The 18,601-nt window shown below is 72.1% G+C and carries 18 protein-coding genes and 1 riboswitch; of the genes, 11 read left to right on the top strand and 7 right to left on the bottom strand.

The annotated features are described in order from the left end of the window. Positions 1-4: 4 nt before the first annotated feature. The 7 genes from ACFYUV_RS33345 to ACFYUV_RS33315 all read left to right on the top strand — a co-directional run bounded on the left by ACFYUV_RS33345 (position 5) and on the right by ACFYUV_RS33315 (position 9,369). The gene (locus tag ACFYUV_RS33345) at positions 5-2,509 is read left to right on the top strand and encodes a sugar phosphate nucleotidyltransferase (protein WP_387675467.1); all 2,505 of its coding nucleotides are present in this window, start codon (positions 5-7) and stop codon (positions 2,507-2,509) included. A gap of 261 nt (positions 2,510-2,770) precedes the next feature. Next, positions 2,771-3,283 carry an FHA domain-containing protein gene (locus tag ACFYUV_RS33340; RefSeq protein WP_352325615.1) on the top strand — a complete coding sequence of 171 codons (513 nt, stop codon included), beginning with the start codon at positions 2,771-2,773 and terminating at the stop codon, positions 3,281-3,283. A 23-nt stretch (positions 3,284-3,306) separates the two neighbouring features. Next, positions 3,307-3,933 carry a MerR family transcriptional regulator gene (locus tag ACFYUV_RS33335; RefSeq protein WP_358286528.1) on the top strand — a complete coding sequence of 209 codons (627 nt, stop codon included), beginning with the start codon at positions 3,307-3,309 and terminating at the stop codon, positions 3,931-3,933. 132 nt (positions 3,934-4,065) lie between these two features. Then, on the top strand, positions 4,066-4,536 hold the full coding sequence (locus ACFYUV_RS33330) for a bifunctional nuclease family protein (RefSeq protein ID WP_090771501.1): 471 nt from the start codon (positions 4,066-4,068) through the stop codon (positions 4,534-4,536). A 147-nt stretch (positions 4,537-4,683) separates the two neighbouring features. Then, the gene (locus ACFYUV_RS33325) at positions 4,684-5,304 is read left to right on the top strand and encodes a MerR family transcriptional regulator (RefSeq protein WP_352325612.1); all 621 of its coding nucleotides are present in this window, start codon (positions 4,684-4,686) and stop codon (positions 5,302-5,304) included. A 48-nt stretch (positions 5,305-5,352) separates the two neighbouring features. Then, a riboswitch (glycine riboswitch) is annotated at positions 5,353-5,449 on the top strand. Positions 5,450-5,615: 166 nt separating this feature from the next. Then, positions 5,616-8,441 (top strand): aminomethyl-transferring glycine dehydrogenase, encoded by a 2,826-nt coding sequence (gene gcvP, locus ACFYUV_RS33320; protein WP_387675465.1) that lies wholly within the window; start codon positions 5,616-5,618, stop codon positions 8,439-8,441. Between the two features lie 127 nt (positions 8,442-8,568). Continuing rightward, a complete protein-coding gene (locus tag ACFYUV_RS33315; protein WP_387675462.1) occupies positions 8,569-9,369 on the top strand; it encodes a tetratricopeptide repeat protein in 801 nt (266 codons plus the stop codon). A gap of 15 nt (positions 9,370-9,384) precedes the next feature. Here the strand turns inward: ACFYUV_RS33315 and ACFYUV_RS33310 are convergent, their stop codons facing one another. Next, positions 9,385-9,741, bottom strand: coding sequence for a hypothetical protein (locus tag ACFYUV_RS33310; protein ID WP_387675459.1), 357 nt, complete (start codon positions 9,739-9,741; stop codon positions 9,385-9,387). Between the two features lie 82 nt (positions 9,742-9,823). On the opposite strand from ACFYUV_RS33310, the gene ACFYUV_RS33305 reads away from it, so the two are divergent. After that, positions 9,824-10,459: an alpha/beta family hydrolase gene (locus ACFYUV_RS33305; protein WP_387675456.1), complete on the top strand. Its 636-nt coding sequence runs from the start codon at positions 9,824-9,826 to the stop codon at positions 10,457-10,459. On the opposite strand, the gene ACFYUV_RS33300 is transcribed toward ACFYUV_RS33305, so the two are convergent. Next, positions 10,416-10,613, bottom strand: coding sequence for a DUF5999 family protein (locus tag ACFYUV_RS33300; protein WP_125637444.1), 198 nt, complete (start codon positions 10,611-10,613; stop codon positions 10,416-10,418). The two genes, ACFYUV_RS33305 and ACFYUV_RS33300, sit on opposite strands and share 44 nt — an antisense overlap. Positions 10,614-10,811: 198 nt before the next feature. Beyond that, positions 10,812-11,372 (bottom strand): TetR/AcrR family transcriptional regulator C-terminal domain-containing protein, encoded by a 561-nt coding sequence (locus tag ACFYUV_RS33295; RefSeq protein ID WP_358286538.1) that lies wholly within the window; start codon positions 11,370-11,372, stop codon positions 10,812-10,814. A 109-nt stretch (positions 11,373-11,481) separates the two neighbouring features. Here ACFYUV_RS33295 and ACFYUV_RS33290 point away from each other — a divergent pair, with 109 nt between their 5' ends. Then, positions 11,482-11,880, top strand: coding sequence for a hypothetical protein (locus ACFYUV_RS33290; protein ID WP_364337329.1), 399 nt, complete (start codon positions 11,482-11,484; stop codon positions 11,878-11,880). A 144-nt stretch (positions 11,881-12,024) separates the two neighbouring features. Here the strand turns inward: ACFYUV_RS33290 and ACFYUV_RS33285 are convergent, their stop codons facing one another. The 3 genes from ACFYUV_RS33285 to ACFYUV_RS33275 form a co-directional block, all read right to left on the bottom strand. Continuing rightward, positions 12,025-13,362, bottom strand: a complete 1,338-nt coding sequence (locus ACFYUV_RS33285; RefSeq protein ID WP_358286542.1) for an RNA polymerase sigma factor — start codon at positions 13,360-13,362, stop codon at positions 12,025-12,027. Positions 13,363-13,532: 170 nt separating this feature from the next. Then, the gene (locus tag ACFYUV_RS33280) at positions 13,533-13,883 is read right to left on the bottom strand and encodes a hypothetical protein (RefSeq protein WP_387675451.1); all 351 of its coding nucleotides are present in this window, start codon (positions 13,881-13,883) and stop codon (positions 13,533-13,535) included. A 46-nt stretch (positions 13,884-13,929) separates the two neighbouring features. Continuing rightward, complete coding sequence (locus tag ACFYUV_RS33275; protein ID WP_387675448.1) at positions 13,930-15,075, bottom strand: AMP-binding protein; 1,146 nt, start codon at positions 15,073-15,075, stop codon at positions 13,930-13,932. 82 nt (positions 15,076-15,157) lie between these two features. Here ACFYUV_RS33275 and ACFYUV_RS33270 point away from each other — a divergent pair, with 82 nt between their 5' ends. Together ACFYUV_RS33270 and menD are read left to right on the top strand one after the other, a co-directional pair. Continuing rightward, on the top strand, positions 15,158-16,051 hold the full coding sequence (locus ACFYUV_RS33270) for an o-succinylbenzoate synthase (RefSeq protein ID WP_387675592.1): 894 nt from the start codon (positions 15,158-15,160) through the stop codon (positions 16,049-16,051). Beyond that, the gene (gene menD, locus ACFYUV_RS33265) at positions 16,048-17,709 is read left to right on the top strand and encodes a 2-succinyl-5-enolpyruvyl-6-hydroxy-3-cyclohexene-1-carboxylic-acid synthase (RefSeq protein ID WP_387675445.1); all 1,662 of its coding nucleotides are present in this window, start codon (positions 16,048-16,050) and stop codon (positions 17,707-17,709) included. The genes ACFYUV_RS33270 and menD overlap by 4 nt, the downstream gene beginning before the upstream one ends. Here menD and ACFYUV_RS33260 read toward each other — a convergent pair. Continuing rightward, positions 17,699-18,592 (bottom strand): 5'-3' exonuclease H3TH domain-containing protein, encoded by an 894-nt coding sequence (locus ACFYUV_RS33260; protein WP_387675590.1) that lies wholly within the window; start codon positions 18,590-18,592, stop codon positions 17,699-17,701. The two genes, menD and ACFYUV_RS33260, sit on opposite strands and share 11 nt — an antisense overlap. Between the last annotated feature and the right edge of the window lie 9 nt (positions 18,593-18,601).

The following is an 18,601-nucleotide window of genomic DNA, read 5'->3' as shown; positions in this document are numbered from 1 at the left end:
TCGGGTGAAGGCGGTCGTCATGGCGGGCGGGGAGGGGACTCGGCTGCGTCCGATGACCGCCAACCAGCCCAAACCTCTGCTCCCGGTGGCCAACCGCCCGATCATGGAACACGTCCTGCGCCTGCTCAAACGGCACGGCATCACCGAGACGGTGGTCACCCTGCAGTTCCTGGCCGCCCTCGTGCGCAACTACTTCGGCGACGGCGACGAGCTGGGCATGAACCTCCAGTACGCCACCGAGGACCTGCCGCTCGGCACCGCGGGCAGCGTCAAGAACGCCGCCGCCCGCCTGCGCGACGACCGCTTCCTGGTCATCTCCGGCGACGCCCTCACAGATATCGACTTATCCGACATGATCCGTTTTCATCGCGAAAATTCGGCTCTTGTCACCATCGGCCTGAAACGCGTTCCCAACCCGCTCGAATTCGGGATCATCATCCTCGACGAGAACGGACGCGTTCAGCGCTTCCTGGAGAAGCCCACCTGGGGCCAGGTCTTCTCCGACACCGTCAACACCGGCATCTACGTCATGGAGCCCGAGATCCTCGACGCCGTGGCCGACGGCGAACCGGTCGACTGGTCCTCCGACGTCTTCCCCGCTCTCCTGGAACGCGGCGCCCCCATCTACGGCTACGTCGCCGACGGCTACTGGGAGGACGTCGGCACCCACGCCAGCTACCTCAAGGCCCAGGCCGACGCGCTGTCCGGCCGGGTCCGCCTCGACATCGGCGGCTTCGAGCTCTCCCCGGGCGTCTGGGTGGCCGACTCGGCCACGGTCGACCCCGACGCCGTCCTGAAGGGCCCGCTGCTGATCGGCGACTACGCCAAGGTGGAGGCGGGCGCCGAACTGCGCGAGTACACCGTGCTCGGCAACAACGCGGTCGTGCGCGAGGGCGCCTTCCTGCACCGCGCGGTCGTCCACGACAACGTCTACGTCGGTCCCGGCGCCCACCTGCGCGGCTGCGTCATCGGCAAGAGCACCGACGTCATGGGCGGCGCCCGCGTCGAGGAAAACGCCGTCATCGGCGACGAGTGCGTCATCGAGGCCGAGGCGTACGTCTCCAGCGGCGTCAAGGTCTACCCGTTCAAGACCATCGAGGCCGGCGCGGTCGTCAACACCAGCGTCATCTGGGAGTCGCGCGGCCAGCGCAACCTGTTCGGCCCGCGCGGGGTCAGCGGCCTGGTCAACGTCGAGATCACCGCCGAGCTGTGCGTCCGGCTGGCCGGCGCGTACGCCACCACCCTGCGCAAGGGCGCCTACGTCGTCACCTCCCGCGACTGCTCCCTGGCCGCCAGGGCGCTCAAGCGGGCCGTCATCGGCGCCCTGACCGCCGCCGCGATCAACGTCCTGGACCTGGAGGCCGCGCCGCTGCCCGTGGCCCGCTTCCACACCGCCCGCGAGTCGGCCGCCGGCGGCATCGCCCTGCGCACCACGCCCGGCGACCCGCAGAGCGTCGACATCGTCATCATGGACGACCGCGGCGCCGACCTGCCCCCGGCCGCCCAGCGCAAGCTGGAGCGGGTCTTCTCCCGCCAGGAGTACCGGCGGGCCTTCCCCGGCGAGATCGCCGAGCTGCACTACCCGGCCAGGGCCGTCGAGGGCTACACGCACGAGCTGATGCGGGCCATCGGCGTCACCGGCGTCAAGGACATGAAGGTCGTGGTGGACTGCGCCGGCGGCACCTCGTCCCTGGTGATGCCCACGCTGCTCAGCCGCGCCGGCGTCGAGGTGCTCACCGTCAACGCCCGGCTGGACGACGTCTCGCCCACCGAGACGCTGGCCGAGCGCCGCCGCGACCTGCAACGCCTGTCGGAGCTGGTCAGCTCCTCGCGGGCGGCCTTCGGCGTGCGCTTCGACCCGGTCGGCGAACGCATCGCCCTGGTGGACGAGACCGGCCAGCTCATCAGCGAGGAACGCGCCCTGCTGGTCGTGCTGGACCTGGTGGCGGCCGAGCGCCGGGGCGGCCGGGTGGCCCTGCCGGTCACCACCACGCGGGTCGCCGAGCAGGTCTGCCGCTTCCACGGCGTGCAGGTGCAGTGGACCTCGACCGCGCTCGACGCCCTGACCTCCGCCGCCCAGGGCCCCGACATGATCTTCGCGGCCGACGGGCGCGGCGGGTTCGTCGTGCCGGAGTTCAGCCCGGCCATCGACGGCCTGGCCGCGTTCATGCGCCTGCTGGGGCTGGTGGCCCGCACTCGGCTGTCGCTCAGCCAGATCGACGCCAGGATCCCCGAGGTCAAGCTGCTGCGGCGGAGCGTCCCGACCCAGTGGGCGGCCAAGGGCGCGGTGATGCGCTCGGTCATCGAGGCCGCCGAGGCCGAGCCCGACGGCTGGCGCGTGGACACCACCGACGGCGTGCGGGTCGCCCGCGACGACGGGTCGTGGGTGCTGATCCTGCCCGCCGCCGCCGAGCCGGTCACCGACCTGTGGGCCGAGGCCCCCGACATGGACGGCGCGCAGGCACTGCTCGAACGGTGGGCCCGCGTGGTCGAGCAGGCGGCCGTCTGATCACGTAGAGTAGCGGAAAAGCCTTCGCCCGAGATGTGCGCGCGGAGTGCCGCAAGATCGTAATGTAGAAACGCGCGGCGGCATGGACCACGGGGTGGGGGCGGCGGTAACTTTGTCAGCGTCCGAACCGCAGTCCAGCGCCCCGCCTTGACCTTTGCCGCTGATCAGCGTAAGTTGCGGCATTCGCAAACTTGAAGAGCGAAGGCAGGCGCGTCCCCAGCACCGTCGCCGCGTCTTCGCGGTAGGAGGCCGAGCCGATCGATGCCGAGCGTCTACTGCACGCAGTGCGGGCACGCCAACCCCGAGGATGCCCGTTTCTGTTCCCGCTGTGGGTCACCGCTGACCAGACCCGAGGTCTCCGGGGACACCACGTCGACGATCTCGGTCGCGGGAATCGAGGCGTACGAGGCTGAGACAGGCGACATGCTCCTGGCCGAACGGGCGCTGGTCGAACAGCTCCCGCCCGGCACGGCGTTGCTCACGGTCACCAGGGGGCCCAACCAGGGCAGCCGGTTCCGGCTGGACAAGGATCTCACCACGACCGGGCGCCACCCGGAGAGCGACATCTTCCTCGACGACATCACCGTCTCCCGTCGCCACGTCGAGTTCTACCGCCACCGCGGCGGCCAGTTCTCCGTACGGGACGTGGGCAGCCTCAACGGCACCTACGTCAACCGGGAGCGCATCGAGGAGGTTCCCCTGCACTCCGGAGACGAGGTGCAGATCGGCAAGTTCCGCCTCGTCTTCCTGATGAGGGTCAACGCCGGCGCATGAGCTCACAGGCGGCACGCTCGCACATGAGCATCGGGGAGGTGCTCGCCCTGCTGCAGGGCGAGTTCCCCGACGTCACCGTGTCCAAGATCCGCTTCTTGGAGGGTGAGGGGCTGATCGAGCCCGAGCGCAGCCCCTCGGGCTACCGCAAGTTCACCCATCTCCACGTCGAGCAGTTGCGTTTCATCCTGACCGAGCAGCGCGACCACTACCTGCCGCTGCGGGTGATCAAGGACAAGATGGCCGAGAGCTTCGGCCGTCCGCGCGCGGTGCAGCAGACGCAGGAGATCCGCTACGACCGGGCCCAGTTGCTGGAGGCGGCCGGCATCGACGAGGAGACCCTCGCCGAGCTGGAGGACTACGGCCTGCTGGCCCCCGTGGCCAGGCGCTACGACGAGGAGGCGCTGAAGATCGCGCGCAGCGTCGGCGCCCTGGCCCGCTTCGGCCTGCACGCCCGCCACCTGCGCGCGGTCAAGGCCGCCGCCGAGCGGGAGTGCGGGCTGGTCGAGCAGACCGTCGCGCCCATACTCAAGCGGCGCGCGCCCGGCGCCATCGGCGAGGCCGACGAGGCCGCCAGGGAGTTGTCCACGCTCCTGCTCGACCTGCACGCCTCCCTGGTGCGCCTCGGCGTCAGGTCTGTCCTGGGCCGCTGAGGGCACAGAGCTGGAAGGCCGGGGCACATTCCAGGCCTGCCGGGTGTTACGTTGAAATGCATAAGCGTGTAGCAGAAACGACCCAGTCAACAGCTGTGCCGGGCGACCGGCCGGCCGAATACGGAGCAGCCCGTGTTGCAGATGGAGGTCGTGGGCGTTCGAGTTGAGATGCCCACAAATCAGCCGATCGTCTTGCTCAAGGAGGCACACGGGGAACGGTTCCTTCCGATCTGGATCGGCATGACCGAGGCGACCGCGATCGCCCTGGCGCAGGCCGAGGAGCCGCCGCCCCGGCCGCTCACCCACGACCTGTTCAGGGACGTGCTGAGCGCGCTCGGCGTCGGGCTGCGCGCGGTCAACATCGTGGCCCTGCGTGACGGCATCTTCTTCGCCGACCTGGTGTTCTCCAACGGCGTGGAGGTCAGCGCCCGCCCCTCCGACTCGATCGCCCTGGCGCTGCGCACCGGCGCGCGCATCTTCGCCAGCGAAGAGGTGGTCCAGGAGGCCGGCGTGATCATCCCTGACGACCAGGAGGACGAGGTGGAGAAGTTCAGGGAGTTCCTTGACACGATCACTCCCGAGGACTTCGGCAGGGCGGGGTAGGTATTTCAGTGCATTTACGCTTCACGACGCGCCGAGCCGGATCGTTGACTGAGCATGGTCACGGTCCTACGGTGCAAGTGAAACCCGTGGTCGCCCTTTACGAACCCCCAGATCAGGCCATGGGATGAGAGAAAGCCGGAGGTCCGCGTGGCGGTCAGCAGCGGCGAGGGAAAGACGGCCGGCCAGGAAGATCCGGTGCGGCGCGAGAGCGCGCGGCAGCGTGCCGGAGAGCAGGGACTGCTCTTCGACGAGCAGCCCGCGACGGTGCCCGACGACATCGGATACCGCGGGCCCACAGCCTGCTCGGCAGCCGGCATCACCTACAGGCAGCTCGACTACTGGGCGCGCACGGGCCTGGTCGAGCCCACGATAAGAGCCGCGCACGGCTCGGGCTCGCAGCGGCTCTACAGCTTCCGCGACATCCTGGTGCTCAAGGTCGTCAAGCGGCTGCTCGACACCGGGGTGTCGTTGCAGCAGATCCGCACCGCGGTGCAGCATCTGCGTGACCGCGGGGTCGCCGACCTCGCGCAGATCACGCTCATGAGTGACGGTGTCAGCGTCTACGAGTGCACCTCGGCCGACGAGGTGATCGATCTCCTCCAGGGCGGCCAGGGCGTGTTCGGCATCGCGCTCGGCCGGGTCTGGCGAGAGGTCGAGGGCTCCCTCGCGGAGCTGCCGGGGGAACGGGCGGCGGTCGAGGACACCGTCCCGGCCGACCATCCCGCTGACGAGCTCGCCAAGCGGCGTCGCGCACGCCGCACGGGGTGAGCTGAACCGCTGAACACACCGTAGTAATCTAGGACAGAGTAAGGCTGATGACCCCGTGCGGGAGAGTCCCTGGGCTACGGTCCTGGGGCGCCGAAGGAGCAACCCTCCCCGGAATCTCTCAGGCATCCCGTACCGCTCGGGTGAGGCAACTCTGGAAAGCAGGTGCGCCCGCCAGGCGCACCTCACCGACGGTGCAAGCCCCACGGTGGGGTGAAGCTCTCAGGTCGCGATGACGTCGCGATGACAGAGGGGGAGATCCGGCACTCGCCCGCGCCCTGGCGCCGGTCTCCAAGCCTCGGGAGGCAACCTCCATGACCGACCTGTCCGCTCCGCCGTTCTCGTCCAGGCACATCGGCCCATCGGAGTCCGAGCAGCAGCGCATGCTCGAGGCCGTGGGCTTCGAGTCCGTCGGCGATCTGGTGGCCGTGGCCGTGCCCGAGGCCATCAGGGTCAAGGACCGGCTCAAGCTGCCGGCCGCCGCGAGCGAGACCGAGGCCATCGCCGAGCTGCGCGAGCTGGCCTCCCGCAACCGGGTGCTGACCTCCATGATCGGCCTGGGCTACTACGACACCGTCACGCCCGCCGTCATCCGGCGCAACCTGCTGGAGAATCCGGGCTGGTACACCGCCTACACGCCGTACCAGCCGGAGATCTCGCAGGGCCGCCTGGAGGCGCTGCTGAACTTCCAGACGGTCGTCTCCGACCTGACCGGCCTCGACGTCGCCGGCGCCTCCCTGCTGGACGAGGCCACCGCCGCGGCCGAGGCCATGACGCTGGCCCGCCGGGCCGGCAAGTCCAAGAGCGACGTGTTCGTGGTCGACGCCGACACGCTGCCCCAGACCAAGGCCGTGCTGGCCACCCGCGCCGAGCCGCTCGGCATCACGCTGGTCGAGCACGACCTCGACGGCGAGCTGCCCGAGTGCTTCGGCGTGCTCGTCCAGTACCCGGGAGCCTCGGGCCGGCTGCGCGACTTCCGCGACGTGGCCGCCAGGGCGCACGAGGCCGGCGCGCTCGTCGTGGCCGCCGCCGACCTGCTGGCCCTCACGCTGGTGGCCGCCCCCGGCGAGCTGGGCGCCGACATCGCCGTCGGCTCCTCCCAGCGCTTCGGCGTCTCCTTCGGGTTCGGCGGGCCGCACGCGGCCTACATGTCCGTACGCGAGGGCCTGCAGCGGCAGATGCCCGGCCGTCTGGTCGGCGTGTCGGTCGATGTCGACGGCGACCCCGCCTACCGGCTGGCCCTGCAGACCCGCGAGCAGCACATCCGCCGGGAGAAGGCCACCAGCAACATCTGCACCGCCCAGGTGCTGCTGGCCGTGATCGCCGGCATGTACGCCGTCTACCACGGCCCCGAGGGCCTGCGCCGGATCGCGCACCGCGTGCACCGGCACGCCGTCGCGCTGGCCGGCGGGCTGCGCGAGGCCGGCCTGGAGGTCGTGCACGGCGAGTTCTTCGACACCGTGCTCGTCCGCGTGCCCGGCAGGGCCGCCGAGGTGGTGGCCGCCGCCGCCGAGCGGGGCGTCAACCTGTGGCAGACCGGCGACGACCACGTCTCGATCGCCTGCGACGAGAAGACCGGCGCCGCCGAGCTGGTCAAGGTGTGGGCCGCCTTCGGCGTCGAGCGCGAGGAGGTGGCGCTGGAGGCCGACGCGCTGCCGGCCGAGCTGCTGCGCGAGTCGGACTACCTGACCCACCCGGTCTTCCACAGCCACCGCTCCGAGACCGCGATGCTGCGCTACCTGCGCAGGCTCCAGGACAAGGACATCGCGCTCGACCGTTCGATGATCCCGCTCGGCTCGTGCACGATGAAGCTGAACGCGACCACCGAGATGGAGCCGATCACCTGGCCGGAGTTCGCCGGCGTGCACCCGTACGCGCCGGAGGCCCAGACCGAGGGCTACCGGGAGCTCATCGGCACGCTGGAGGGCTGGCTGGCCGAGGTGACCGGCTACGACGCGGTCTCCATCCAGCCGAACGCCGGCTCCCAGGGCGAGTTCGCCGGCCTGCTGGCCATCCGCGCCTACCACCAGGCCAACGGCGACACCGAGCGGGACGTGTGCCTGATCCCGTCGTCGGCCCACGGCACGAACGCGGCCAGCGCCGTCATGGCGGGCATGCGGGTCGTGGTCGTGGCCTGCGACAGCGACGGCAACATCGACCTGGCCGACCTCGACGCCAAGATCGCCAAGCACCGCGACAAGCTTGCCGCGATCATGGTGACGTACCCGTCCACGCACGGCGTGTACGAGGAGTCGATCACCGAGGTCTGCGCCAAGGTGCACGAGGCCGGCGGCCAGGTCTACGTCGACGGCGCCAATCTCAACGCCCTGGTGGGCCTGGCCAAGCCGGGCGAGTTCGGGGCCGACGTGTCCCACCTCAACCTGCACAAGACGTTCTGCATCCCGCACGGCGGCGGCGGCCCCGGCGTCGGCCCGGTCGCGGTCCGCGGCCACCTGGCGGCCTACCTGCCCGGCCACCCGCTGCGCGACGGCGGCCCGGTCGGCCCGGTCTCGGCCGCCCCGTACGGCTCGGCGGGCATCCTGCCGATCTCGTGGGCGTACGTGCGGATGATGGGCTCCGAGGGCCTCACGGCGGCCACCGAGCAGGCCATCCTGTCGGCCAACTACCTGGCCCGGCGGCTGGCCCCGCACTACCCGGTGCTCTACACCGGCCGCGGCGGCCTGGTGGCCCACGAGTGCATCGTGGACCTGCGCCAGATCACCAAGGAGACCGGCGTCACCGTCGACGACGTGGCCAAGCGCCTGATCGACTACGGCTTCCACGCGCCGACCATGTCGTTCCCGGTGGCCGGGACGCTGATGATCGAGCCGACCGAGAGCGAGGACCTGGACGAGCTCGACCGGTTCGTGGACGCGATGATCGCCATCCGCGGCGAGATCGCCAAGGTGGCCTCCGGCGACTACGACAAGACCGACAACCCGCTGCGCAACGCGCCGCACACGGCCGAGTCGGTCACCGCCGACGAGTGGGCCCACCCGTACTCGCGGACCGAGGCGGCCTACCCGGTGGCCTCGCTGCGCGAGGGCAAGTACTGGGTGCCGGTGCGCCGCATCGACCAGGCGTACGGCGACCGCAACCTGGTGTGCTCCTGCCCGCCGCTGGAGGCGTACGAGGACTGATCCGCCCGCGCGGGTCCCCGCCCGGGGGCCCGCGCCGGATCTGGCCCAGTCCTGCACCGTCAAGTGAGCAGACATGATCGCGGCGAGCCGTTAGGCTCGGTGCGATCCGTCGCCTGAAGGAGCTCTCTTGACGTTCTCAGAGCTGGAGACCCCGCCTCTCGACACCGCCCGCCGCCTGGCCGAGGGCGGCGACCTGGAGGGTGCGGCGGCGATCCTGACCGAGTTGGTCGCCGACCCCGACAGCCCCGACCGGGCCCAGGCGGCCGTGGGGCTGGCCGTGGTGCTCGACGAGCGCGGCGACACCGAGGCCGCCCGCGCCGCGGCCCGCACCGCGCTGGCCACCGGCCATCCCGAGTACGCCGCCCAGGCCGCCTGCCACCTGGCCCAGGGTTTCGAGCGCGAGGGCCGCGACGAGCAGGCCAGAGCCGCCTGGCAGGCGGTGCTCGGCGTCGGCACGCCGGCCTACGTCCCGCTGGCGCACCTCGCGCTGGCCCGGCTGGCCGGCAGCCCGCAGGAGGCCGGCAAGGAGCTGCGCTCCGCCCTCGACGCGAGCCTTGACTCGGGCGACGCCGAGGCCGCCGCGCACGCGGCCCGCCAGCTCGCCGAGACGCTGCTGGAATACGGCGACCCGGGGGAGGCCGCCGGGCTGCTGCTGGACGCGCTGGAGTTCGCCCCCGCGCGGGAGCTGCCGGGGCTGCGGGTGCTGCTCGGCATCGCGCACCTGGAACTGGCCTGCGCCGAGTTCGCCGAGGCCGTCGAGAGCGGGGCCGACCCCCAGACGGGCGCGCTGGCCATCGAGCTGCTGGCGCGCACGCTGCCGCTGCGCGGCCGCACCGAGGACGCCGGCCAGGTGTGGACCTACGGCCTCGAACACGAGGACCAGACCATGGCCGCCGAGGTCCGGCTGCGCTTCCACCGCGACACCTGAGTGCCGTGCGGCGGCTCAGCCGCGGCGCATGATGGCCACGGCGGCGGCCACGTTGATGGCGACGATCGCCAGCCACGTGATCGTCAGGCCGACCAGCCCCGAGTTGCCGGCCGCGATGGCGGTCAGCGGGATGCCGAGGCCCATCGAGCCCAGCGCGACGGGGATCATCGCCGCGCCGTTGTTCTGCCGCTGCCTGGGCTTGGCCGGGGGAAGGCCGTGGCCGCTCAGCTCGGCCTGGACGCGGGCGGCGATGGTGGCGTCGAGCCGTTCGACGAAGGACTCGACGAGCGCGGCCTCGTAGTCGGGGCCGAGGTCGCGGCGGGCGTCGAGGGTGGCCTGCAGGTCATCCCGGATGGGGCGCATCTCTGGCATGCAAGCCATCATCCCGGCTGTCCGGCGCGCCGTCATCAGACCTGGGGGCCAATGGCGGATCCTCCCCAGGTACGGTGCTGCCATGGAGATCATGACGCCGCGGGGGCCGGCGCTGGTGCAGGTCGACGAGGCGGCCGAGCCCCGGCTGCTGCTGGTGCTGACCCACGGCTCGGCCGGGGGAGTGGACGCGCCCGACCTGCTGGCCGTCCGTGACGCCGCGCTGGGGGCCGGGGCGACCGTGGCCAGGGTGTCGCAGGCGTTCCGGGTCGCGGGGGCGCGGGCGCCGGGCTCGGCCGCCCGGCAGGACGAGGCCTGGGAAGCGGTGCTGGGCGAGCTGCGCGCCGGGTGGCCGGGGCTGCCGCTGGTGCAGGGCGGCCGGAGCAACGGCGCCCGGGTGGCCTGCCGTACGGCCTCGGCGGTGGGCGCGGCGGCGGTGGTGGCGCTGGCCTTCCCGCTGCACCCGCCCGGCAGGCCGGAGCGTTCCAGGGCCGAGGAGCTGCGCGGGGCCGGGGTCGACGTGCTGGTGGTCAACGGGGACCGGGATCCGTTCGGAGTGCCGGATCCCGCGGACTGCGCCCGGCTGGTGGTGCTGCCGGGCGAGGGCCACGACCTGAAGCGGGACCCCGCCCGGGTGGGCGAGGTCGTGGCCCGGTGGATCGGCGGCTACGCCGCCGTCAGGCGGCGCCCACCAGGGGGTCGGGCCGGTGCGGCGCGATGACGGTGCCGCTGGGCAGCAGCTCCCCGGTGTCCTCGAACAGGACGACGCCGTTGCAGAGAAGGCTCCACCCCTGCTCGGGGTGGCATGCGAGGGTGCGTGCTGCCTCGCGGTCCGGCGCCTCGGCAGACGGACAGGCCGGGTCGTGCGGGCACATCGGCGTGCCTCCGATATCTCGTGGGTGCTCCCGGGAGAGGGACGGGAGCCGCTCGGGTTTGTTGTTCTGGCAAGTGTGCGACGTGTGTCACACGGTCCGACATAGCCCGTTCGGACTGTTACAGGAGGATCCCCCGGTCGTGTGACCTTCGACACAGCGTGCCTTATGCAGGATAACGGGCCAAGCGCGACACGCGCACTACGTTTGCAACCCCTTGAGCAAAGCGTCGAGTCCTCTTTCGAAGTCCACATCCGCCCTTTCGTCCCGCCTGACCCATTCATCGACTTCCGGGTCAGCCCATCCGGATTGCTGGACTTCGACCGCCACGCTGCCGAACACGAACGCCCGCAGCGCGCGCACGGCCTCGGGGGCGTCGTTCAGGCCGCCGTCGGCGAGCTGCTCGGTCTGCTCCCTGATGGCGACGGCGGTGGCGCCCTTGGGCGGCTTGGTCAGGGCCAGCGCGAGCACGCCCGGATGCTCGCGCAGCAGCTCCCGGCCCGCCCGGCACCACGCCCTGGCCGTCTCCTGCCAGGTGGCCGCCTGCTCCACGTGCACGGACGTGACGTGCTCGGCCAGCGCGTCCATCAGCGCCTCCTTGCCGCGGGGCAGGTGGTGGTAGATGGCCATGGCCTCCACCTCCAGGGCGTCGCCCAGCCGGCGCATGGTGAGCCGGCGCAGCCCCTGGCTGTCGGCGATGTGGAGTGCGGCCTCGATGATGCGCTCGCGGGAGAGTGGGACGGGAGGTCTCTTTGCGGGCATGGTGATCATCTTACTGGGCGGCCCCGTCCGTCGCCCGGTGTTCGGGGGCGGTGTCGGACGGCGTACCCTTGTGGGTTGAACAGCAAAGACTGCGTGAAGGGCAGGGTCGATGGCGTTTTTCCGTCCGCGGGTGAGCCGGGAGGCCGAGGTTCGCTACCACGCGGACCAGGAGATCTCCAAGGGCTTCCCGCAGCTGCTTGACAAGGCCAGGCAGGCCGAGCAGATCGTGCGCGACCTGCGTGCGGCCGCGGCCGACGAGATCGAGCTGCTGGCGGCGGGCCGGGCGTTCGACGTCGCGCTGACCGAGGCGCTGCGGGCCGCCGAGGCCGGGCAGCGGGCCACGTTCGGCGTGCGCTCGTACGACGACCGCATCGCGCGCCGCAAGGCCAAGGCCACCCCCCGCGGGGCCATGTGGACGGCCGAGGTCGACCGGCTGCGCACGCTGCGCGAGGAGAACCGCATGTGGGGCATCCCGCGCGTGCCCCGGCCGGTGCCCGCCACCGTCTGACCGAAGGCACACGAAAGCCCCGGCGCCGTGCGCGCCGGGGCTCTTCGTGCGTTCCAGGCCCTCACCGTCAGGTCCTGACGGCCGGGCTCGCGTTCCTGGGCCGTCGCCGTCAGGTCCTGACGGCGACGGCCGGGGCGGTGCGGGTCAGCTGGCCCAGTCGAGCAGCGGGCGGGTGTTGCTCGGGTGGCGCAGCTTCGACAGCGACTCCTTCTCCAGCTGGCGGATGCGCTCGCGGGTCAGGCCGAGGTGCTTGCCGATCTCGTCCAGGGTGTGCGGCTTGCCGTCCACCAGGCCGAACCGCAGGGCCATGATCTTCGCCTCGCGCGGCGAGAGGTTGTCGAGCACGCCGCGCAGCTGGTCGCCCAGCAGCTGGCGGTCGACGATCTCCGACGCCTCCGGCGAGTCGACGTCCTCGATGAGGTCGCCGATCGTGGTCTCGCCGTCCTCGCCGATGGTCGCGTTGAGCGAGATCGGCTGGCGGCTGGTGCGCAGCAGCTCCTCGATCTGGTCCGGCGTCTTGTCCAGCTCGACGGCCAGCTCCTCGGGCGTGGGCTCGCGGCCCAGCCTCTGGTGCATGTCCCGCTCGACCCGCGACAGCTTGGAGAGCATCTCCAGCACGTGGACGGGCAGCCGGATCGTCCGGGCGGAGTCGGCGAAGCCGCGCTGGATGGCCTGCCGGATCCACCACATGGCGTAGGTGGAGAACTTGAAGCCCTTGGTGTAGTCGAACTTCTCCACGGCCCTGATCAGCCCCAGGTTGCCCTCCTGGACGACGTCCAGCAGGGACATGCCGCGGTCGGTGTACTTCTTGGCCACCGAGACCACCAGGCGCAGGTTGGCCTCCAGCATGTGGTCCTTGGCCTGCCGGCCGTCCTCGATGACCAGGTGCAGGTCGTCGCGCACGGACGGCGGCACGTCGGGGTGGGTCTCCAGCTTGTACTCCGCGTACAGGCCGGCCTCGATCCGGCGGGCCAGCTCGACCTCCTGGGCGGCGGTGAGCAGGGTACGGCGGCCGATCGACTTCAGGTACGTGTGCACCGAGTCGCCCATCACGGACTGGTTGTCGTCCAGGTCCATGGCCTCGGTCTCGATCTCGGCGTCCTCGGCCGTGAGTTCGAGGTCGTCGGGGGCCACGTCCTCCTCGTGCTCCGGCTTGCCGTCCACCGGGCTTTTTGCCTCGGCGGCCGTGCGGCCGGTAGCCTTTGCCCCGGAAGCCTTCCTCGGCTTGGGGGCGCTCTTGTTCGCGGTCTTCTGGGTGGTCTTCCTGGCGGCGGTCTTGGCCAGCGACGGCTCGTTCTCGGCAGCCAGGCTCACACCGGCCTCCGAGAGCTCGCGCAGAATCGTGCGGCCTTCAGAGGGGCTGATGCCGGCCTCGGCGAACGCGTCGCGCAGCTCCGCCAGAGAAAGGTGACCCTGGGCTCGCCCTCGTTCAATGAGCTGGTCGAGAGTCGCGGGTGGGGTCGCCACGGCGGTTCTGGGCATGAGGACACCTCCTCCGTACGGAGTCGAAGCGATCAGGCAGGTTGTGGTGGGGCGGTGGTCACTCCGCACGGCGCACCAGTATCAATAACGCCATCCACCGCTATTTGTTCCCGGAGGGATGAAAAAGGGGCGGAACGCCCAGAGGGCGCGCCACCCCCGGAAGGCGGGAACTACTCCGCCACCTCGAAGCTTCCGGTCCCCTCCGGCATGGGCATCGGCTCGGCCTCTTCCATGCGCTTGTCGGTCCAGTAGTCGATGACCTCGCGTGGATCGGGATTGATCTCCGTGGAGACCACGACGCCCTCGGTGTCGCCGGGGGAGGGCACCGGCCGGCCGGTCGGCGACGTCTGCTCGGCGCTCTGGTCGGCCCTCTGGTCGGCCCTCTGGTCGACCACGGCCCGGGTCTCCCTGGCGACCGCGTCGAGCTTGCCCGCCGAGGCGGCCGCCGCGACCGACGCGCCGCCGACGACGATCACGCCGACGACCGCCGCGGACGCCCACATCTTGCGGGTCTGGTTCATGAAGGCTCCCTTCCTTCTCTCCCCGTTATGACGCAGCCGCGCCGCGTCAGGTTCCTGTCCGCAGCCGTACGAGATCGGTCTTGCCGTTGGGCAGCAGCGGCAGGCGGGGGAGGAGGCGCAGGCCGCGCGGCGCGGCGTGGGCGGGCAGCCGGTCGCGGCAGTAGGCGCGCAGCTCGGCCAGCGTGGGCGGCGCGGCCGGGTCGGCCGGCACCACGAACGCCGTGACCGCCTCGCCCCACTCCGGGTCGGGCAGGCCGGCCACGGCCACGTCGGCGACCCCGGGGTGGGTGCCGAGCACCGCGCTCACCACGGCGGCCACCACCTTCTCGCCGCCGGTGTTGACGACGTCGTCGGCCCGGCCGAGCACGCGCAGCCGGCCGCCGTTCAGCTCGCCGAGGTCGGAGGTGACGAACCAGTCGCCGTCGAAGGCGGTCCGGCCGGCGAAGCGGTAGCCGGAGAAGAGCACGGGCCCGGCGATCCTGATCAGGCCGTCCTCGCCGATTTTGAGATCTACATCGTAAAGGGGGCGGCCGTCGTAGACGCAGCCGCCGCACGTCTCACTCATCCCGTACGTGGTGAACACCCGGGCGCCGAGCTCCACGGCCCGCTCGACCAGCCCCGCCCTGGGCGCCGCGCCGCCGAGCAGGATCGTGCGGAACACCGACAGGTCGGCGCCCGCCTCGACCAGCCGGTGGAGCTGCGTCGGCACCAGGGAGACGTGGTGGGCGCCGGAGGACAGCACGGCCCGCACGTCGAAGGAGGGGTGGATGATCGGCTCGCTGCCCGACAGCAGCGCGCGGACCAGCACCTGCAGGCCGGAGACGTGGGAGACGGGCAGGCAGCACAACCACCGGTCGCTCTCGGCGGCCCCGATCTTGCTCAGCGAGGCCGACGCCGAGGCGCGCAGGGCCGAGGCCGACAGCTGCACGCCCTTGGGCGCGCCGGTGCTGCCGCTGGTGGCGATGACGACCGCCACGTCGCCCGGGACGCCCTCGCCGCCGGGCCGCGGCTCGCCGCCGACGTGCGTGGGCCGCAGGGCCTGGAGGACCTGGTGCTCGTGGCCCGGCTGGAGCGGCAGGACGGCCGGGCCGTCGCCGGAGAGGGCGTCGCGGATCGCGGTGAAAAGGCCGGGGCCGGGAGGCTGCACAATGGCATGCAGCGGACGGTCCGGATGCGACGGGTTCCTCCACATGCTCGTAAGGTTAATGGCGACAGGTCGGACACAGGTGCAGGGTAGGGTCGTGACGCGTTCTCCCGTGGTCTTCCGGATTCCGATGCGGACGCGGTTTCGCGGGCAGACCGTCAGGGAGGGCGTGCTGCTGCACGGCCCGGCGGGCTGGGGCGAGTTCTCCCCGTTCCCCGAGTACGGTCCGCGCGAGTGCGCCCGCTGGCTGGCGTGCGCCCGTGAGGCCGCCTTCGACGGCTGGCCCGAGCCGGTGCGCGATCGCGTCCCGGTCAACGCCACCGTCCCGGCGGTCGACGCCGAGCAGGCCCACGAGCTGGTGCGGCGCTCCGGCTGCGGCACGGCGAAGGTCAAGGTGGCCGAGCGCGGCCAGACGTTCGCCGACGACCTGGCGCGGGTGGAGGCGGTGCGTGACGCCCTGGGGCCGTCCGGGCGGCTGAGGGTCGACGTCAACGGCGCCTGGGAGGTCGACGAGGCCGTCACTCGGCTCAAGCGGCTCGACCGGTTCGGTCTTGAGTACGCCGAGCAGCCGTGCGCGACCCTGGAGGAGCTGGCGGCGGTGCGCAGGGCGGTCGACGTGCCGATCGCGGCCGACGAGTCGATCCGGCGCGCCGAGGACCCGCTGAAGGTGCGGGCGGCCGAGGCGGCCGACATCGCGGTGGTCAAGGTGCAGCCGCTGGGCGGGGTGCGCGCCGCGCTGCGGGTGGTGGAGGCGTGCGGGCTGCCCGCCGTGGTCTCCAGCGCCGTGGAGACGTCGGTGGGGCTGGCCGCGGGGGTCGCGCTGGCGGCGGCGCTGCCGTCGCTGCCGTACGCGTGCGGGCTGGGCACGATGTCGTTGCTGGCGGGCGACGTGGTGGACGACTCGCTGGTGCCCGTGGACGGATGGCTCCCGGTGCGCCGCCCCTCGGTGAATTTTCAGCATTTGTCGGAATTTGAGATTGAATCTCCCCAGTGGCTCGGCCGGATGCAGGAGGCGTCGCTTTGAACCCCGCAACCGCGCTGGCCACCGTGCTCGTCGACGAGCTGGTGCGCTGTGGCCTGACCGACGTGGTGCTCGCCCCCGGCTCCCGCTCGGCCCCCCTCGCCCTGGCGCTGCACGCCGAGTCGCGGGTGCGCCTGCACGTGCGCATCGACGAGCGCTCGGCCTCCTTCCTGGCGCTCGGCCTGGCCAAGCGCTCCGAGCGGCCGGTGGCGCTGATCTGCTCCTCCGGCACGGCCGCGGCCAACTTCCATCCGGCGGTGATCGAGGCCGACGAGTCGGGCGTGCCGCTGCTCGTCCTGACCGCCGACCGTCCGCCCGAGCTGCGCGGCACCGGCGCCAACCAGACGATCGACCAGATCAAGCTGTACGGCACCGCCGTCCGCTGGTTCGCCGAGGTCGGCGTGCCGGAAGACCGTCCCGGCATGGTCGCCTACTGGCGTTCACTGGCCTGCCGCGCCTACCAGCGGGCCGCGGGGGCGGCCAACCCCGGCCCCGTGCATCTCAACCTGGCCTTCCGGGAGCCGCTGATCCCCGACGGCGACACGAGCTGGTCCGAGCCGCTCGACGGCGGCGCGAACGGCCCCTGGGTGCGGGCCCGCGTCGCGCCCCCGCCCATCGCCCTGCACATCCCGCCCACCCGGCGCGGCGTGCTGGTCGTCGGCGACGGCGCGGCCAACGTCCGGCGTTACGTGGCCGCCGCCGGCATGGCGGGCTGGCCGGTGCTGTCGGAGCCCAACGGCGGCGCCCGCTACGGCGACCACTCCATCTCCAGCTACCACTACCTGCTCGGCACGCCCGAGTTCGCCGACTCCCACCGTCCCGACGTGGTCGTCACGCTGGGCCGGCCCGGACTGTCGCGGCCGCTGCTGTCCTGGCTGAAGCGGACGGACGAGCACATCGTGGTCGCCCCCGACCTCGACCGCTGGCCCGACCCGACCAGGTCGGCCACCCAGGTCGCGCAGGCCGTGGAGATCCCGGTGGCCTCCGGCGACGACAGCTGGCTGCACGCCTGGCGGCAGGCCGACGCGGCCGTCCGGTCGGCCCTCGACGCGGTCCTGGACGTCTCCGGCACCTCCGAGCCGCGCCTGGCCCGCGATTTGGCCGACGCGCTGCCCAACGGCGCGCTGCTGTTCTGCGGCTCCTCGATGCCGATCAGGGACCTCGACCAGTTCATGCGGCCGCGGCGCGGCATCAGGCTGATGGCCAGCCGGGGCGCCTCGGGCATCGACGGGCTGGTGTCCACGGCCATGGGGGCCGCGCTGGCGCACAACGGGCCCTCGTACGCGCTGCTCGGCGACCTGTCGTTCCTGCACGACCAGAACGGGCTGATCCTCGGCCCCCGCGAGCCCAGGCCGGACCTGTGCATGGTGGTCGTCAACAACGACGGCGGCGGCATCTTCTCGCTGCTGCCGCAGGCGGCGGTGCGCGACCCGTTCGAGCGGGTGTTCGGCACGCCGCACGGCGTGGACCTGGCCTACGCCGCCGCCGCGAGCGGGACGCCGTACACGCTGCTCGGGGACGTCAGCGAGCTGTCCAAGGCGATGCGCGGCGAGGGGCCGCGGGTGGTGGAGGTGCGCACCGACCGCGAGGAGAACGCCGCCGTGCACGGCCGCCTGCGCGAGGCGGCCCAGGACGCCGTGCGGGAGTTCCTCAGCTCCTGAGCGCCTCCAGCAGGCGGTTGAGCGGGCTGTCGAGGCCGTAGCGGTCGGCCAGGGCCACCAGGGCCTCCGGGTCGCGCGGCTTGTCCGGCAGCGTCAGGTCGGCGGCGGGCAGCGGCGCGTCGGAGGCCACCTCGACCACGGCGGGCGCGGCGTCGAGGTAGTCGCGGGCGGCGGCCAGGCGGTTGCGGCTGCCGGCCGGGAAGCCCTCGGTGACGCCGGAGTCGAGCGCCTCCAGCAGCGCGGCGAGCGAGCCGAACCGGGTGATCAGGGCCGCCGCCGTCTTCTCGCCGACGCCGGGCACGCCGGGCAGGCCGTCGCTGGGGTCGCCGCGCAGGGTGGCGAAGTCGGCGTAGGCGCGGCCGGGCACGCCGTACTTGGCGGTGACGAACGCCTCGTCGACGAACTGCAGGTTGCGGATGCCGCGCGCGGTGTACAGGACGCGGACCGGGCGGGAGTCGTCGACGAGCTGGAACAGGTCGCGGTCGCCGGTGACGATCTCGACGGCGCCCCGCGCCTGGTGGGTGAGGGTGCCGATCACGTCGTCGGCCTCGTAGCCGGGCGACTCGGGACGGGCGATGCCCACGGCGTCGAGGACCTGGTTGATCACGGCGATCTGCGGCACCAGCGCCTCGGGCACCTCCTCGACGTCGCCGTGGGCCACCCGGTGCGCCTTGTAGGTCGGGATCGCCGCCACCCGGAAGGCGGGCCGCCAGTCGGCGTCCATGGTGGCGGCCAGCGCCGCCGGGGAATGCTGACGGACCAGCGTGGCGATCATGTCGATGAGCCCGCGCACCGCGTTGACCGGGGAGCCGTCGGGCGCCTTGACCGACTCGGGCACGCCGTAGAAGGCGCGGAAGTAGAGGGACGGTGTGTCCAGAAGCATGAGCACCCG

The organism is Nonomuraea sp. NPDC003560 (assembly GCF_042878785.1).
Lineage (GTDB): Bacteria > Actinomycetota > Actinomycetes > Streptosporangiales > Streptosporangiaceae > Nonomuraea.
Note: the sequence above shows the minus strand (reverse complement) of the source record. Positions and strands in the feature narration are given on the sequence as shown.